Here is a 16577-nt window from a genome sequence, read left to right on the forward strand (position 1 = left end):
GCCATTGAGCCACGGATTGGCACGGATGAAACAGGAGAGGATACGTCTCCGTCAGTGTTATGACTTACGCTTACTCAATTTGATACTCAGTGAAGAATGGATAGATCGATGAACAAAACCTTAAAAATATTGATCGTTGGTTGGGCCATGGTTGCTTTGCCGCTTAACGATGCCCTCGCTCGTGGTGGTCGCGGAGGAGGGGGCGGCGGACGTGGTGGCGGTGGTGGTGGAAGATCGTTTTCTGGAGGAGGAATGGGTGGCGGCATGTCTCGGCCTACTCCCTCTCCTAGTCGATCTCCGACTATGAGTCCGCAATCAAGACCGAGTACTAGTGGATCCAGGTCGCCCGGTGCAGGACGACCAACCACCGGAGCCGTAGGTCAAGGAGGTCGAGTTGGCACAGGGGCTGGTCAAGCTGGTCGGGGTGGCCAATTTGGCGTTGGCGGTCAAGCTGGTGCGGGTGGTCGTGCTTCCGGTGGCTTTGGACAGGGGGGCCATGCGACGCAGTCCCAGTTGCAAAGTTTCTTGAATCTCCCTGGTGGTGGAGCACAGGCGGGCAATCGCGCGGGGGCAGCAGGAGAACGATTTGGTGCCTCGGCGGCAACTCGCCCGGCAGGTGCGAATTCGGCGGTGGCAGACTTCCTGTCAGGCTCTGGAGCTGGCGCCACATCAAGAGGGACAATTGCCGGTGACCGGGCAGACAACATTGGTCAACGGACCGACGCACGCTCAGATTTTCGAGATAGTCGTGGTGAAAATCGTGATTTCGCTTCTGACAATCGCCAAGATCGCGTTTCCGATCGCGGAGATCGCCAATCGGTTCGTGTTGATAATCGTGGGGATCTGCGCTCCAGCATGGCAGACAATCGGGGAGATCGACGGACCGTAAGGCAGCAGCAGCTTGGCGAACATGCCGACCACATTCGCGATGAATTGAATGACCATTATCACGACCACTTATTCGATGATTTTTGGGCAAACAATCCTCGTGCCCATTATCGATTCCATCAAAACCCTGTCTTCTGGAGTTGGGCAACCTATGCCACGCTCTCGGCGTTTATGCCGTGGAACTGGGGATCTGCTGCGACCTACGACTATGGGTCAGGCGGCAACGTCTACTATGAGGGAGATACAGTCTACGCCAACGGCGAACAGATTCCCGCCCAGGAATATGCCCAACAGGCCGAACAGATTGCAACGTCTGCTCCAGAAGTTGCGAATCCAGACGACATGGAGTGGCTTCCCTTGGGTGTGTTTGCAATTACGAAAGACAAGGATTCGAACGCTGTCCCCAATATGTTCTTGCAACTCGCCGTGAGCAAGGAAGGTATCATTGCCGGTACCTACCAGAACAAGACAACCGATCAAACGCAGTCGGTGGATGGTATGGTCGATAAAGACAGCCAGCGTGCAGCCTGGGTTATTGGGGATCAGAAGACGCCGATCTTTGAAACGGGGATCGCAAACCTCACGCAAAATGAAACGACGATGCTCGTCCACTTTGAGGACGGCAGTACACAACAGTGGCTGATGGTGAGGATTGACAACCCCGATGCGGCGAAGGGGGCAACCGGGACGCAGTGAAAAAGGGGGGAGTCAAGTTGGATCTATCGACTATTCACAAACCGGTAAGCAATCTGTTTAACAACCAGGGGACTCAGATGCCTCTAAAGTTGAATGACCAGCAGTTGGCCGATTTTCAGCGAGATGGATTTATCACAAACGTGCCGTTACTGAGCGGCGCTCAATGTGATGCGCTCTGTGAGGAACTTGAAGAATTCTTTCAGCCGGGGCACGAGGGCTCGGAGTTGTGGTACGAATACCACTCGAACGAGTCCACAACCCCCGAGACGGCCTTGTTTCACGCTTTGGGCGCCTGGCGACTGCGGCCGGGATTTCACGATTTATTGTGGAACCTGGCTTTCGTAGAATCGTCGCGGCAACTTCTCAACGCTGCGCCTCGGTTCTGGCACGACCAACTTTTCTGCAAACCGGCCCATCACGGAGGAGTCGTTGCCTGGCACCAGGACTATTCTTACTGGACCCGCACGGAGCCGATGCAGCACCTCACGTGCTGGATTCCACTGGACGACTGCGACAAGGATAATGGATCGATTCAATATGTGGCCGGTAGTCATCGCTGGAAGCTGCTACCGAGAACCGAGTTGGCTGGCGACATGGAAGGGATTCGCGAAGTGCTAGATGATGAGCAATGGGAAGCACTCTCCAACCCCACTGTGGTCACTGCAAAACGGGGTCATGCGACGTTTCACCATCCGCTGATGGTGCATGGCTCGCAGGGCAACAGCAGCGCGCGGCCTCGGCGAGTGACCGTGGTCAATCTGGTCGCGGATGGTGTCTGTAGTGTTAGCGACGAACCGCTCTTGGAGGGGGTGCCGGCGATTCCGCTCGGGGAGCCACTCGATGGGCAGTTTTTCCCGTTGTTGGGGTGACTCTAGATTGAGCGGGGCGACAGTTATCCGCGCTCTGTTCCGTCGAGCAGGAATCGACAGACGCGTCGCGGCTAACTTAATGACAAAAATCGGGGGAAAACTCCGGTCAACTACGTTCCCGGCTCGCCTGGGGTTATCGGCTCGTTCCACTCGGAGAGAAGCTGTGTTCCCATGGACTCCCAGGGGGAGACGAGTGAATCAATTTGTTGTTTCAGATGGGATTGTGTACGCACTGAGATATCGGCGAGCAAGTTGGCTTCGGGTAGCCGAAGTTGTGTGAGCGGATTGTAACGCGGCAATTCGACTTGCGAACGATTCACGGCGAGCGTGAGCATCATTGCCATTTCCTCAGGGACAACGGTTAGTTGCTCTGACAAGAACCGAGCATGCTCGGCGTTGGCGTGACGTTCAGTGGTGCGCAGCGTGAAGACGGCAATAGCGACCGTGGCCGCAAGTGCGGCGGCGGAGAGCCAGCCGACCTGGGTTCGGGAAACTTTGGGGTCTGGCAAGGTCGCCAAATTGTGGTGCGACCGCTGCAGTGATTGATCAGCCTCAGGGAAAAGTGCTTCACGTTCAGCAAGGGCACCCGCGCGGAGTTGGTGGTCGATTTGTCGAGTGTCGTCGGCGAATTGGCGCAGACGCTGGTCAAGTCGCAAGGCCAACTTCAGCCAGCCTGGTAGGGAAGGGGAGTTGTCGTACGCCCGTTGTAACTGATATTCCAAGAAGGTGCGGATCATGAGTTTGCCTCCACAAGGGCTGAAAAAGTGTCAGGAACCATTTCTGATAAAGGTTCCTGGCACTTTTTCTCTTGAAGGTGAGGGAGCAGCGCTTTGCGGGCGCGGAAGAGAAGGACTTTGATGGCGGTTTTGGTTTTGCCGAGGGTTTGGGCGACTTCGGCGATCGAAAGCTCTTCGCCGTAATGAAGCCAGAGGGCTGTCCATTGTTCGGGTTTCAACACGCGGCCGGCCAGCGACCAGAGACGATCTCGTTCTTCGCGGTCATCGAGTCGCTTCTCCGGAGGAGTCGATTCGTCAGCAATTTCCAGGGGAGCAGCAGATTCGGGCGAGCTTGGGAGTTGCTTCCGACGACCGTGCTCGACGGAGAGCCGCATGGCAATGGTGAACACCCAAGGGCTGAGTCGTTGATTGGTATCGAAAAGGTGAATTTTCTGGAACACGCGGAGCATAGTTTTTTGGACGACATCCTCGGCATCTTCACGGCGAGGGAGTCGTTTGGTGAGTACGAAGAGGAGCCTTCGGCGGAAACGGCGATCCAACTCGGCGAAACTCGATTCGCACCCAGCCTGCAAACGACGCGCGAGTTCGGCGTCGCCGCAGGAGGAAAGCGGTTCGTAGTTCCAGGGTTGTTGACTCATCGGAATCGGTAAGTTTTATGCTAAATCCAAAGAATTGTTCTCGCAGAGATTCAGGATATATGTAGAGGACTTATCTAATTGTCCCAGTCACTTTGTGTCTCTGTGAGAGATCTGCTGCGAATGATAATCAATTCTGCATTTCGTTCTTCAGCGCCACTAAGGCATCATAATCTATCTTGAAATTCGCCGTGAGAGTGGAACTGCCGGTTTGGTGGTCCACGGTGAGATTGTTCAGTAGTTCGGCGGCTTTCTTGGCACCTTCGTGGTCTCGTTGCTTATTTGCATCAGCATAAGGGGTGTGGTTTGAATCGCGATTGCCCTCTTGCATGGCAGCGAGTTGGACCATCGCTTTCAATCCATTCAGGAGTTGCTGGAGTTGCTGAGCTCGGGCGGGGCTGTCGGCGGTGAGTTCGCCTTGGGCGATCAGGGTGTCGGCTTCGGCTGAAGCTCGCAGATTGACCGAGCGAATGGTTTTTACAATCGCTGCACCAGGATCTTTGCTGTCGATTTTCATTGGTGCTTGCGATAAATCACTTACCACGAGCGAAAGGAATGTGCCCTCACTTCTAGGTGAACTTAACCATCCGCTCCCTTGCTGATCGATCTTCTTGCTTAGGCTCACGGTCTGATCACGATTGAATGTGGCGATGAGGGTGTAACTCTTTTCAGCTTGGTTGTAAGGAATCGCACACCACAGGCGTGGGTTGTTCTTCTTCTTTTCGACGATGAAGGAATGGAGGATCGTGTTTTTGTCAAGGTCCTCGGACTGGTAGCCCGGAGCGGCGAGGAACCAGCCCTCAAGATTTCCGCTGGTCGCACCGAGTCGGGCGATCACATTGGCAGAGTTATCATCGAACTTTTCGCCGTAGAGCAGGACTTCTTGCACGTCGGTAAATGGATTGAATCCCAAGGCATCAGAAAATCCATCTAGCTTTTCCAAAGCGTCAGGATGTTCGGCAGAGACCATGTCTTCGATGACGCGGCCGAAGTTACTGGAAAAGAGCCTCGCGGGACTGATCTGGATTCGCCAAACTGCACTGCCTGCAACTGAATCGACGGTGGGGTTCGAGTCGCTTTGGGCCAGTGCTGGCGAAATCATGGAGGCAAGTAGCAGGCTGAGTGTGCAGAGGTAAGGTTTCATCGGATTGTTCCTGTTCGAGTGAGGATGCAGGGAAAAAAGACCGTGGCGTAGGCTTCCTGTGGGTTGGAATGACAGCCAGGATGGCTGCCCCACTTGTATATACGCTCTGGTGGCGGAGGGGATTACAGGGGATCTGGAAGGAACTTAGCCGGAGCGTAACACATTTGGGGATTTCCGGAGTAAGGTGTGCCTCCGACTGAGGGGGCGTCTCAATCCAGCCAATCCTGTTCGGCTAGCCGTTCAGGTACGTAGACTTCGGTGACGTAGCTGATGTCCTTGGAGATGAGCGATTCGACTTCAAGTTTGAAATCGTTTTTTAGCATGCGCTGAATTTCTGATTGCCAACGGCGTTTTTTCTCGAACCAAGGGTACTTGGCGATCTGCTTGGCCCGTTTGCGATCGTTCTCGTTGAGTGAGATTTTCACGCTATCGGAAAGCTGACAGCGGTCGAAATCAATGCTTCTCAGGCCGAGATACTTGGCATCTGGGATGGCCATGCGTTGGGATTCGAAGGCCAGATTGATCGAGCCTTGCTTGATGACGCTGTAGATGTAATAACCCCAGGGATCGTTGTCGAGTACGCAATAGATGGGGAGCTTGAGTTCATTGTGCAAGCGGTGGAGCATCCGGCGCACACCGCGCGGAGGTTGACCACTGCCGTGGGTGAGGATGCAATTGTGTTTTTCCCAAAATTTATCCTCGTTGAACCGTTGCCATACGGTTCCTTTTTCGACATGGAGGATAAATTTAGCACCGCACTTTTTAGGGTCAAGTTCGATCACTTCAGGTTCGACGATCGAGGGAATTGCGTAGCCGCCCGATCCCATACGGGCGCAGTCGATGGTGTCTCCCTTGTCAGTGAGGACGATGTTGCCGACCATGGCCCCGCGGTTCTCGGCATAGAGATGCAGTTCCTCGCGGATGGAATTTAGCAGAACCTCGACGTCCTCGATGATTGTGTCGCACTCGTTCTGGTCGTCGAACGTGTTTTCCTTGGCCCCTTCGATAGTGTGTTTGAGCATATAGAACAGACCTCGAAGGCTAGTAGACTTGCCCTGGTCGAGGAGTCGCTTGCAGCCACTAGCCACCAGCATGGTCCGCATGTAGGCCTTGGCTTGCGAGAGGTCAAACAACTGGCGACGGTTCTTGCTATTGCCCATTTCCAGGATCCCCTTGCGAGGACTGAAACGGACATTCGACAACGTGCGCGAAGGGATGTCGACGTAGGGGTCCTTACGGGTCTTGGCAGCGCTCACCACCCGATCGGCCAGGTCAGTGATGCTCGATAGGGTTTTCTTGTCGCGCGGCGTGAGTTTCACGGCGGCGTGACGGGTGACGGGCGTTTTTTTAATGGGGCGTTTCTTGGCCATGGTAGAATTGCGGCATCTGAACGATGACGGCTAAGTGACGTGCGGTGTTAGGGCAATGGCAGATGAGTTACTCTTCGTAAGCCTCTTCGGGTTCCTCTTCGATCTCGACGCGGTTGATCGCAGCTTCATGTTGGGTGGGATCGACGATCAACACATTCTCGCCCAGGTCGAGTTGCGTGGGGTCTTCCTGGATCTTCTTGCCGCGCTCGTCGAGCTTCATGTCGGCGTCAGCGGTGCGGCGTTTGGCAACGCTTAGGAGTTGCTCGTATAGTTCGGGTTGTTTGACGCCGTTGATCTCGCTCACCGCGGTCGAGACTTCTTTCAGATACCGCAGAAAGATTTCGCGGCGGTCAGATTGCTGCTTGACCCGCAGACGCCGACGGAGAAACATTCCCAGCTTACGACCCACGGCTTGCAGTCCCAGGCGGATCTCTTTTTGAATCTCGGGGTAGTTGGCGATCGCTTCTTTCGACTCGCTGGTGAAGGGGACCCACACGCTGGCGATATGAACCATCAGACTCACGGGACCCTTTGGCAAGCCACCGCGGGACTGGCTTAGCCCGTAGCTACGCCAGTTGGTATTCAAGATGGTTTGCGTGATTGCACACGCCGATTGTTGGAATTGCAACGGCACCCGGTTGGCGTAGCGGAGCACTTCCATCGATTGGCCTTCGGCGATATTAACGTTTTTCATTGCCGTGAACAGGGCCTCGATTTCCTTCGGCTTAAGCTTGCTCGGAGTCTGGCGGGTGCCGATGCTGGCAGTCTTGATGATCTTGTCGGCCCCCTCGCCGCCGAGTCCGTTGAATGTGTGAACCAGGAATTGTCGCACGGTGCGGGCGTCGGTCTCTTCGAGCAGGTCTAGAAGCAGGTCCTTACTGATGTTTTGTGTAGGAGCTGAGCCGCCGTAGGTAAGGCCGACTTCGATCTGAAAAGGGTTACCGCGGTAGACTGCGGGGGGGCGAGTAGCCGCAGCGTAGAATTCACCAGGTACAACTTTGTGCATCCCCTTGAGGATGAGATCCTCGCCGATCGGGCAGATGCAATCGGTCGCCGGGGGGGAAATCTTAGTTTTCTGGATCGCATGGAACAGAAGTTCTGCCTCTTTGCGGCCCACTTTGTGAGTGTTTGTGCGAGTACCCACTCCGGCGGTTTGGCAGATACGACGGGCAAGCGGCGAAGTCACACGAGAAAATCGCGAAGTAAGAAACTCCGAGAGCGTCGAGCCCTGAGTTTCTTCTAGCATCGCGGCCAAACGACCCAACTCCACACCATAGGGGTGCGGCTTGATTTCCTTCGGCTCGGGGGGAAGCACTTTGGTGGAACGCTCGTAGGTGTAGACGAAATCGTCGGGGTCTTCGTAATTAAGAGTGATGTGCGGATTGGCGATGGCCGTCTGCTCGAGATATTCGCCGACACTGCCCCGACCACGGACAAACTTGGCCTCCAGCTCAATTGTGACACGGGTGCCGTGCGGCTGTTCGACCCACTCAATGCCATGCTTTTCAATGTACGCCTTCCCGCTTTCCCCGGGGGGAATATCGACCCCTTCTCCTTTGCCGTTAAGAATACGAGGTTCGTTTTTCTTAGTGTCAATTTGGATCTCGTAGTAGTGGGCAGGTTTCCTGGCTCCGACTTTCGAGATAATTTTCACCGGTTTGCCGGTGGTCTGCACGCCGTACATGCCGGCGGCGCTGATGCCGATCCCCTGCTGCCCGCGACTTTGACGGAGGCGGTGGAATTTGGAACCATAGAGTAATTTGCCGAAGATCAGTGGGATCTGTTTCTTGAGGATCCCGGGGCCATTATCCTGGATGCCGACCTTGTAGCGGTCGTTGGCAGTCTGCTGGATGTGGACCCAGATCTCGGGCAGGATGCCGGCTTCTTCGCAGGCGTCGAGCGAGTTGTCTACGGCTTCCTTGACAGTAGTGAGTAAGGCCTTGCGGGGGTTGTCGAACCCCAAAAGGTGTCGGTTCTTCGCGAAAAACTCGCTGACAGAGATGTCCCGCTGAGTGGCAGCCATCGCTTTCGCGGTACTGCGACGCTTGGGGGCCACTCCGTTACTCGCGGCTGGAGAATGCTGCATCTCAGCATCGGCTGATGCCGACGGAGTCTTTTTTCGGACTTTTTTCTTGACCTTCTTTTTCTTAACCGAGCGCGTAGCCGGTTTTGCCGCACGCACTTTCTTCTTTACGGTTTTCTTTTTCGCCGTTGCCAAAGCGACATCTCCCACGATCAAAGATTCCCGGAGGCAAGCGTGCCCCCAGCTGAGGTAAGGTGTTAAAATCTGCGGGTTTTGGGGATTATAGCGATAATATGCGCCTCGACCCAGGGCAGGTCCTACCTCATTTTGTGATTCATTAGATTTGCCCCTACTTGCGGCAGATAAATTCTCATCGTTAAGACCCGAACTGGCCGAAACATTTGCTAGGACGACTTGTTCCCATGGTCCCCAGATCGTGAGTGAGCCGTCCCCACCCCAACGGTCCCGTCATCGGTCGGCAAAGACCACCAACCTCGACGGGGCTCCCCAGAACCCCATCAGACTCTCGCCGGAAGCCCATTAGTCGATTCCCGGAACCCCCCCAGAGGAACCGCGAAACTGCCCCAAGTTTTCTGTGCTTGAGCCTGTGATCGCAGGGAGGCGATTCATCATGGCTACTCGTATCATTGCCGTCGGCACCTTGGTGTGTCTTGTCGGTGTGCTGTTTGAAAGTGCCACTGCCTCGGCAGAAGTCGAAGGCCGATTCAAGAGGCACATCAGTTACCAGGATAAGAACGACCTGTTCTATAACTTCTACGAAGGTCCTCAGCCCAGCGGCACGGCTGCACAGATGTATGTGTCACCGCTGCCGGTTCCGGCACATGTAGGACACACCTACACGACCTATCAGCCACTGATGCCGCACGAAATGATGTATCATCACAGCCGATCACACTATGCCCACACCCCAGGTGCAGGTTGGTCGCGGGCGAAAATTCGCTACCACTCGTTTGGGTTGCGCATTCAAGACATCTGCCACACTTGGAGCAACAAGTATTGAAACTTGTTCGCTTACATCTTGGCATTACGAATCATTACATTCAGTCACGAGGATCAGAAGCGTGTCACAAAATACTCTCTTTAAGTATGCTTTAGTACTGTTGTTGTCTTCAGTGCTGGCTCCGACGGCCCAGGCTGAGGCGCCCTATCTGAAACCACTTCGTAGGGCTGAGCAGACCAACTGGCATGCCAACTATGCTCACTCGGCGTATGGCTATCCGGTGGCCATGGTCGTTCCCCCGACGGCCCAGTTGCAAACCAACTGGAGCTGGGGTGCCCCGAGCATGAGCATCTCACGAATTGACCACCAATTTGGCCGCAACTACCCAGGTCCAGGCCCCTTCGGAGCAGGCTTCCGAAACACCCCAGTTTGGCCCAGTAGCACGCACCAATTTGGCGTGTATCACGTGCGAGCCCCCTGGTATCCAACTCAGCGCTGAGCGTCCGTCGACATCGAGGCGATCTCGGTTTCAGGGACCTGTTATTGTGAGAGCAAATCGGGCAGAATAACGACTTGTTCGCTGTTTTCTGGCCGATTTGTACTCGCATTGGATATTTCCCTTTTGAAACTCGAAGTCATTCATTATCCGCATCCCACACTGCGGCACGTCTCGAAACCGCTCAAGAAAGTTGACCGCGAGCTGCGCGAGCTGATAGCCGAGATGTTTGAACTGATGTACAAACATGAAGGGGTTGGGCTGGCCGCCAATCAGGTCGATCTTCCTTATCGCCTGTTTATCGCTAATCCCACGGGCGACCCAAAAGAGACCAACTCTGAGCACGTCTTCATCAATCCCGTGCTCCGCGGCGGGAAAGGTCAAGAAGAAGGCGAAGAGGGATGCTTGAGCATTCCCGACGTGAAGGGGAATGTGGTCCGCAAGGAGCGGATCACCGTCGAGGCCTACAATCTAGCGGGTGAACAATTCAATGGAGAACTCGACGGGCTGTTCGCACGAATCGCCCAGCATGAGGTCGATCACCTCGATGGAGTGCTGTTTATCGATCGCCTCTCACCGGCTCAAAAAGTGGATATCAGTGGCGAGATCGAAGAATTCGAGATCGACTTTCAAAGTAAGCGCGATCACGGCGAGATGCCTAGCGACGAACATATCGCGGCGCGGCTGGCAGAACTCGAACGCTTGCGGGCATAGAAAAATCAATGAGAGGAATGCAGGAATTTAAGGAAAGGGGGAATCGAAGAAGGTACTAATTTTTCCCCCCATTTCTTATTTCCTCCTGTTCCTTAAATTCCCCCATTTCTTTAGCGGAGCTTTTCATGCGGATCCTTATGTTGGGAACGGGCCCGTTTGCTGTCCCTTCGCTGCGGGCACTTCACGCCTCGAAGCATGAAGTGCTGCTGGCGGTGAGTCGGCCACCACGGGGACGTAAACCACTTCCGGCCCCAGTACAGTTGGCTGCAGAATCGCTGGGAATTCCTGATTGGCAACCGGAGACAGTCAATTCGGATGAGTCCCGTCAGAAGTTCGTCGAATTGCAGCCAGATCTCTTGGTGGTCTGCGACTACGGTGAAATCCTCAAGTCGGAGACCCTCGCCGTAGCTCGGCTAGGGGGAATCAATCTGCACGGCTCTTTGCTTCCAGAATATCGGGGGGCAGCTCCCGTCCAATGGGCCGTGCTCAACGGTGACAGCGAGACGGGAAATACTGTAATTCGGATGACCCCAGGGCTTGATGCTGGGCCTGCAGTTGGAGTAGACCGCGTGGCAATTGATCCCGACGAGACGGCAGGAGAATTGGAGTTTCGCCTGGCAGAACGTGGTGCTGATCTGGTCATGAAAGTCGTCGAACAATTGGCCACAGGCACAGAGATTGTCGTTGAACAAGACAAGAGCCAAGCCACCAAGGCTCCTCGACTTACCAAAGAACATGGGCAGATCGATTGGACTCGCTCCGCGTTGGAAATCAAGAACCAGGTCCGAGCCCTGCAGCCCTGGCCGCGGGCCTTTACGGACTGGCAACGTAGCTCGGGCGGACCACTGCGACTGATCGTGCATCGAGTTGCCCTCTGTGGTGATTCTGCTTCCAATACAGCACCGGGGGTAGTCGTTGCGACGGGAGGGGAACTGGTCATTGCCTCCGGCAAAGGGAACTTGAGTCTGTTGGAAATTCAGCCTACCGGGAAGCGTGCAATGCGAGTGGAAGAGTTCTTGCGGGGAAATTCGGTGCAAGTGGGAGACCGGTTTAGCTAGTTTCCTGCTATCAATCGCGATTTTCGCCTCGCACGTCCCCCAACATGCCGTGTATTATGGGGAGCTGTGGATTTCCCTCAATTTGGAGGAACTGGCATGGATCGCTGGGACGTTCTGATACTGGCCGTCGCCGGATATGTGGCGGTGATGACACTCACTCGGCTGATGACCCGCCGGCGTAATGAACTCGTCGAACAGTCGCGTGAACAGATCGCATCACAGATGAAGAAGAAAAAGAAACAAAAGAAGTCGGATCGCAATGCTGCTTAGAAAATTTGAGTGCTTAGAGTTGATTGTAGAGTGATGGTCAAGAAGCTTTATATCGAAACCGTTGGCTGCCAGATGAATGTGCTCGATAGCGAGCTCGTGGTGGCCAGTTTGCGCAAGCAAGGTTTTGAGCTAACAGACAATTCGCTTGATGCTGACACAATTCTGTTCAATACCTGTAGCGTACGACAGCATGCCGAAGACAAGATTTACAGCGCCCTGGGACGGCTAAAGAATGCCAAACAGACCCATCCCCACAAGGTGATTGGGGTGCTAGGCTGCATGGCCCAGAAAGACCAGCGGCTGATTTTCGAGCGGGCGCCGTATGTCGATCTGATTGTCGGGCCGGGTCAGTTGCATCAGGTTCCCGACTTGATCGCGGGGATTGAAGCGGGGAGTGGCCCCCGGATGGAAGTGAGCCTCGGCCGCAAGGATGGCAGTCGCCAACAGATCGAGCGAAGTCACGAGAGTTTTGATCCTCTGCGCGACGCGGCGATGCGACCCACGCCCTATCAGGCGTATGTACGGATCATGATCGGCTGCGACAAGTTTTGCACCTACTGCATAGTGCCGAGTGTGCGTGGTCCTGAACAGAGTCGTCCGCCGTGTGAAATCCTTGCAGAGGCCCGGCAACTGGCTGACGAGGGTTGCAAGGAGATTATTCTCTTGGGACAAACTGTCAACAGCTACCGCTACAAGCAAGGGGATAGCACTACTCGCATGAGTGATCTCTTGGTTTCACTAAGCGCGATCGATGGATTGGAGAGATTAAAATTCGTCACCAACTATCCCAAAGACATGACCGACGATTTACTTACCGCAGTTCGCGACCTTCCCAAGTGTGCGAAGTATCTGCATGTTCCGGCACAAAGTGGTTCGAATCCCGTGTTGGAACGGATGAAGCGCGGATACACGATCGAAGACTACCGCGAGATGATGGAGCGAATTCGCCAGATCGTCCCAGATGTGGCTGTGACGAGCGATTTTATCGTCGGCTTTTGTGGAGAGACCGAGGAAGATTTCCAACTTACTTGCAATCTGGTCCACGAGCAGCGCTTCAAGAACAGTTTTATCTTCAAGTACAGCGAACGGCCCGGCACCAGGGGGGCTGATTTGTACCCAGACGATGTGCCCGAGGAAGTCAAGAAACGTCGCAATAATGAGCTCCTCGCGATGCAGAACATCATCAGCGAAGTGGATAATCAGCCTTTTATTGGCCGGCAGGTGAACGTACTCATCGAGGGGCCGAGCAAGGCGAGCGAAAGGCAAGGAACAGCTGACTCGGAACAATTGCAGCTGACAGGTCGGACGATGTGCGACCGGATCGTGGTCTTCGACGGCAATCGTCGGCAGATCGGCCAGACGCTTCCAATCACTGTTTATGATGCCAATGCACATACGCTTTTTGGCGCGGTGGTCACGCAGCATGTGGGACCGGAATTGTTTTCTTTAGGCGCTTAGGCGGGTGCCGTTGATATATGGCTGTAAGGGAGTGAGAATGGAGTCGGCATCGAATAGGTGTCGGCTAACTTATCCTCCTGCAGAGAAGAGACTTGCCTGGTGACTAAAGTCGCGATTGATCTCGATCAGCTTCGTCGTGCCGTCAATGATCGTGATGAAGCAGGGCCACTGTTGATTACGTTGGGCGTTGCCAACCTACGCTCGGCACACGCAAATCTTGTCAAACTTGCAGCCGACATTCCCCTTGAGCTCTTGAGCATTCTTCTCGAGCAATTCGCGGAAATCGCCCCGCAGTTGGCTGACCCAGATATGGCACTGAACAATCTGGAGCGGTTTTTTCAGACCGCGCGCAGTCCGCTGGCGATGGCTGCCCTCTTTGAACGTGATCGTACAACACTGCCAAATCTGCTGTTGATTCTCAACACCAGCCAGCATCTAAGCGATCAACTCTGTGGCGATCCCGAGAGCTATGATTTGCTGCGAATGACCGAAGGGCGCCCGGTTGCCAGAGAGGTGTTAGTTGATGAGCTCGTAGGCGAAGTTCGCACGATGGACAGTGAATCAGAGGTTCTCTCAGCGTTACGCCGATTCAAGCGGCGCGAGACCCTGCGCATTGCCTATGGAGACATTGTGCTTGGAGTTCCGGTGGCCCAAATCACGAGGCAGATATCGTACGTGGCTGACGCTGCGGTCGAAGCAGCACTTGATTTTGCAATTCGCAAAGTTGGCAAACGCAAACAGCACGGCAATGGTCGAGAGTACTCTCCCCCGAGGATCGTGGCGCTGGCCCTGGGGAAATTGGGTGGCCTGGAATTGAACTACTCGAGCGATATCGATTTGGTGTTTTTGTTTCAAGCTGCCGAAACAGGCGATGCCAGTCAGGCCCTGGCGACGGCAGTTGCCCAGGAAACGATTAATTTGCTTTCCGAAACGACTGAGCTGGGATTTGCCTACCGGGTGGACATGCGACTCAGGCCCGAGGGACGGCAAGGTCCACTGTGTGTGAGTGTGGAGCAGGCACTGACTTACTACGACATGCGGGGACGAACCTGGGAGCGTCAGGCATATGTGAAGGCCCGTCCAATGGCGGGCGACTTGGAACTTGGTTACGAATACCTGGAACGTTTAGAGCCTTGGGTGTATCGCCGCTATTTGAGCCTGACCGACATCACGGGTATCAAAGCCCTGAAGCGGCGGATTGAAGTTCGTAGCACCAATGGAGAGTTTGCAGCCACCGATGTGAAAGCTGGGCTAGGAGGAATTCGCGATATCGAGTTTGTGATTCAGTTTCTACAACTTTTGAATGGCGGGGCACTCGAAGAAGTGCGCACCGGCAATACGCTCGAAGCAATTGCGAGGCTCAACAAGGCTGGCGCTCTCACACATCAAGAAAGTGCGATGCTTGAGGAAAACTATGGCTATCTCCGCAAGTTGGAGCATCGCTTGCAGATTATGTACGACCTGCAAACTCATCAATTACCTAAGTCGGAAGCAGATTTGGGGAAGATTGCTCGGCGGATGGGTTACACCGACAAAGTGAATCGCTCGGCACTGGAAGCTTTTCGCAACGATTTCAAACAACGAACCGAAGTGGATCGCAAAATCCTTGACCACCTACTGCACGATGCGTTTAGCGACAATGCAGAGAGCGAGCCAGAAGTCGATCTGGTAAATGATCCCGATCCTACGCCGGAAACCATTGCCAAGGTGATGGGCAAGTATCCGTTCGCCGACCCACAGGCCGCCTACTCAAACTTGATGTCGCTTGCCGAGGAACGAATTCCTTTCCTCTCGACTCGGCGTTGCCGCATGTTTTTAGCTTCGATTTCTCCCCGTCTGCTCGCTGCCATTGCCCTTACGCCTGATCCCGACGGTACGCTGGTGAATCTGAGCCGAGTGAGTGATTCGCTCGGTAGCAAGGCTGCTCTATGGGAATTATTCAGTAGCAACCGACCGACCTTGAACTTGTATGTGACTTTATGCGCAGCTTGTCCGTACCTGGCTGGAATTCTCACCAGTAATCCTGGTATGATCGACGAATTACTGGATAGCTTGCTGCTTGCTAAACTCCCTGATTTAGCAGCCCTTGAAGCGTCGCTGGCCGAGTTGACTCGAGGTGCCGAGGATAAGGAACCGATCCTTCACAGCTTTAAGGTATCACAGCACCTACGGGTTGGTGTCCGCGATATACTTGGCAAGGATGACATCCAGGCGACGCACGGAGAGCTTTCCAATATTGCCGAAGTTTGTCTGCGACAGGTCGTGGAAATGGAGTATGACAAGCTCCTCGAGAAACGGGGCGAACCTCGCATTGAACCGCCTGCGGAGACGGGCAGCGTTGGGCAGTTTGCCGAATGGCAACCAAGTCCTAATCGCTTTGGCCAACGTTGCGATTTTATCGTACTGGCACTCGGCAAACTTGGTGGACGCGAGCCGAATTATCACAGTGATCTGGACCTCGTGTTTCTCTATGAGGCCGAGGGACGCACGGTGTTGGATATTCGGGGATCTGGCGAAGCAACGACGAACAATCATTTCTTCAGTGAACTCGCTCAGCGGATCATCAAGCGGATGTCTGAGTTTGGCCCCTATGGCCGACTATTCGAGGTAGACGCCCGGCTGCGGCCGACGGGTCGTGGTGGGGCACTGGCAGTTTCACTCGAAGAATTTGTCCGCTATTTTCTCGAAGGAGCAGGGCAGCTTTGGGAGCGTCAAGCATTGTGCAAGGCCCGCGTGGTTGTCGGCAGTAGAGTGGCTGCAAATCGCACTATGGAAGCAGTGTGGGCGGCGACCTACTGCAAGCCGTGGCAAGCGGACGATGCCGCCACAATCCGTGAGATGCGAATGAAACTCGAAGAGTCGGCCTCCGAGCGAAATCTCAAACGGGGCCCAGGCGGCACCATGGATGTCGAGTTCATTGTCCAAATGCTCCAGCTCAAACATGGTCTAAACAATTCAGCAGTCCGCGAAACGAACACCCTCAACGCATTGGTCTCCCTGGAAGAGGCGGGTTTCTTGGCGGCAGAGGAAGCCCTTTTCTTAAAGGATGCCTACAACCTGCTACGTAGCGTAGAAGCACGTATCCGGCTCATGGACGCAACAGGGCGTCACGAGTTTCCAGATGAAGACCGCGAACGCTCAAAGCTGGCGTATCTAATGGCTAGGGCCGATCCGGATCAGCTTGCTGAAGAAGTCTTCGAAACTTGCCGCCGACTTCGGGAGACGTTTCTGCGCATTTTCGCGGAGGCGGAAGGGTAG

At 54.6% G+C, this 16577-nt stretch carries 14 protein-coding genes; 9 read left to right on the plus strand and 5 right to left on the minus strand.

Annotated features, from left to right (window positions below; translation table 11 throughout):
• Positions 1-108 precede the first annotated feature (108 nt).
• Both Pla144_RS05405 and Pla144_RS05410 read left to right on the plus strand, forming a co-directional pair.
• Positions 109-1584 (plus strand): hypothetical protein, encoded by a 1476-nt coding sequence (locus tag Pla144_RS05405; RefSeq protein ID WP_197530400.1) that lies wholly within the window; start codon positions 109-111, stop codon positions 1582-1584.
• Between the two features lie 77 nt (positions 1585-1661).
• The gene (locus Pla144_RS05410; protein WP_146448532.1) at positions 1662-2453 is read left to right on the plus strand and encodes a phytanoyl-CoA dioxygenase family protein; all 792 of its coding nucleotides are present in this window, start codon (positions 1662-1664) and stop codon (positions 2451-2453) included.
• Between the two features lie 110 nt (positions 2454-2563).
• Here Pla144_RS05410 and Pla144_RS05415 read toward each other — a convergent pair whose 3' ends face one another.
• The 5 genes from Pla144_RS05415 to Pla144_RS05435 all read right to left on the minus strand — a co-directional run bounded on the left by Pla144_RS05415 (position 2564) and on the right by Pla144_RS05435 (position 8557).
• Positions 2564-3190, minus strand: coding sequence for a hypothetical protein (locus Pla144_RS05415; RefSeq protein WP_146448535.1), 627 nt, complete (start codon positions 3188-3190; stop codon positions 2564-2566).
• Entirely contained in the window at positions 3187-3828 is a 642-nt protein-coding gene (locus tag Pla144_RS05420; RefSeq protein WP_146448537.1) for an RNA polymerase sigma factor, read from the minus strand. The genes Pla144_RS05415 and Pla144_RS05420 overlap by 4 nt, the downstream gene beginning before the upstream one ends.
• 127 nt (positions 3829-3955) lie before the next feature.
• Positions 3956-4969 (minus strand): hypothetical protein, encoded by a 1014-nt coding sequence (locus tag Pla144_RS05425; protein ID WP_146448539.1) that lies wholly within the window; start codon positions 4967-4969, stop codon positions 3956-3958.
• 209 nt (positions 4970-5178) lie between these two features.
• Positions 5179-6339, minus strand: coding sequence for a DNA topoisomerase IV subunit A (locus tag Pla144_RS05430; RefSeq protein ID WP_146448541.1), 1161 nt, complete (start codon positions 6337-6339; stop codon positions 5179-5181).
• Positions 6340-6406: 67 nt separating this feature from the next.
• Positions 6407-8557 carry a DNA topoisomerase VI subunit B gene (locus Pla144_RS05435; protein WP_231936175.1) on the minus strand — a complete coding sequence of 717 codons (2151 nt, stop codon included), beginning with the start codon at positions 8555-8557 and terminating at the stop codon, positions 6407-6409.
• 436 nt (positions 8558-8993) lie between these two features.
• On the opposite strand from Pla144_RS05435, the gene Pla144_RS05440 reads away from it, so the two are divergent.
• From Pla144_RS05440 to glnE, 7 genes are all read left to right on the plus strand, one after another.
• Positions 8994-9383 carry a hypothetical protein gene (locus Pla144_RS05440; RefSeq protein WP_146448543.1) on the plus strand — a complete coding sequence of 130 codons (390 nt, stop codon included), beginning with the start codon at positions 8994-8996 and terminating at the stop codon, positions 9381-9383.
• Positions 9384-9444: 61 nt separating this feature from the next.
• On the plus strand, positions 9445-9822 hold the full coding sequence (locus Pla144_RS05445; protein ID WP_231936177.1) for a hypothetical protein: 378 nt from the start codon (positions 9445-9447) through the stop codon (positions 9820-9822).
• A gap of 123 nt (positions 9823-9945) precedes the next feature.
• Entirely contained in the window at positions 9946-10533 is a 588-nt protein-coding gene (def, locus tag Pla144_RS05450; protein ID WP_146448546.1) for a peptide deformylase, read from the plus strand.
• A gap of 125 nt (positions 10534-10658) precedes the next feature.
• Complete coding sequence (gene fmt / locus Pla144_RS05455; protein ID WP_146448548.1) at positions 10659-11591, plus strand: methionyl-tRNA formyltransferase; 933 nt, start codon at positions 10659-10661, stop codon at positions 11589-11591.
• A gap of 96 nt (positions 11592-11687) precedes the next feature.
• Positions 11688-11861: a hypothetical protein gene (locus tag Pla144_RS24465; RefSeq protein ID WP_197530401.1), complete on the plus strand. Its 174-nt coding sequence runs from the start codon at positions 11688-11690 to the stop codon at positions 11859-11861.
• 33 nt (positions 11862-11894) lie between these two features.
• Complete coding sequence (miaB, locus tag Pla144_RS05460; protein ID WP_146448550.1) at positions 11895-13319, plus strand: tRNA (N6-isopentenyl adenosine(37)-C2)-methylthiotransferase MiaB; 1425 nt, start codon at positions 11895-11897, stop codon at positions 13317-13319.
• A 99-nt stretch (positions 13320-13418) separates the two neighbouring features.
• Positions 13419-16577, plus strand: a complete 3159-nt coding sequence (gene glnE, locus Pla144_RS05465; RefSeq protein ID WP_146448552.1) for a bifunctional [glutamate--ammonia ligase]-adenylyl-L-tyrosine phosphorylase/[glutamate--ammonia-ligase] adenylyltransferase — start codon at positions 13419-13421, stop codon at positions 16575-16577.

The organism is Bythopirellula polymerisocia, assembly GCF_007860015.1.
GTDB classification, from domain to species: domain Bacteria; phylum Planctomycetota; class Planctomycetia; order Pirellulales; family Lacipirellulaceae; genus Bythopirellula; species Bythopirellula polymerisocia.

Bases quoted from the DNA above. Each gene is read 5' to 3' on its own strand.
- Pla144_RS05410 (WP_146448532.1), top strand. From the start codon at position 1,662: ATGCCTCTAAAGTTGAATGACCAGCAGTTGGCCGATTTTCAGCGAGAT.
- Pla144_RS05430 (WP_146448541.1), bottom strand. From the start codon at position 6,339: ATGGCCAAGAAACGCCCCATTAAAAAAACGCCCGTCACCCGTCACGCC.
- Pla144_RS05405 (WP_197530400.1), top strand. From the start codon at position 109: ATGAACAAAACCTTAAAAATATTGATCGTTGGTTGGGCCATGGTTGCT.
- Pla144_RS05440 (WP_146448543.1), top strand. From the start codon at position 8,994: ATGGCTACTCGTATCATTGCCGTCGGCACCTTGGTGTGTCTTGTCGGT.
- Pla144_RS05415 (WP_146448535.1), bottom strand. From the start codon at position 3,190: ATGATCCGCACCTTCTTGGAATATCAGTTACAACGGGCGTACGACAAC.
- Pla144_RS24465 (WP_197530401.1), top strand. From the start codon at position 11,688: ATGGATCGCTGGGACGTTCTGATACTGGCCGTCGCCGGATATGTGGCG.
- miaB (WP_146448550.1), top strand. From the start codon at position 11,895: ATGGTCAAGAAGCTTTATATCGAAACCGTTGGCTGCCAGATGAATGTG.
- Pla144_RS05420 (WP_146448537.1), bottom strand. From the start codon at position 3,828: ATGAGTCAACAACCCTGGAACTACGAACCGCTTTCCTCCTGCGGCGAC.
- Pla144_RS05425 (WP_146448539.1), bottom strand. From the start codon at position 4,969: ATGAAACCTTACCTCTGCACACTCAGCCTGCTACTTGCCTCCATGATT.
- fmt (WP_146448548.1), top strand. From the start codon at position 10,659: ATGCGGATCCTTATGTTGGGAACGGGCCCGTTTGCTGTCCCTTCGCTG.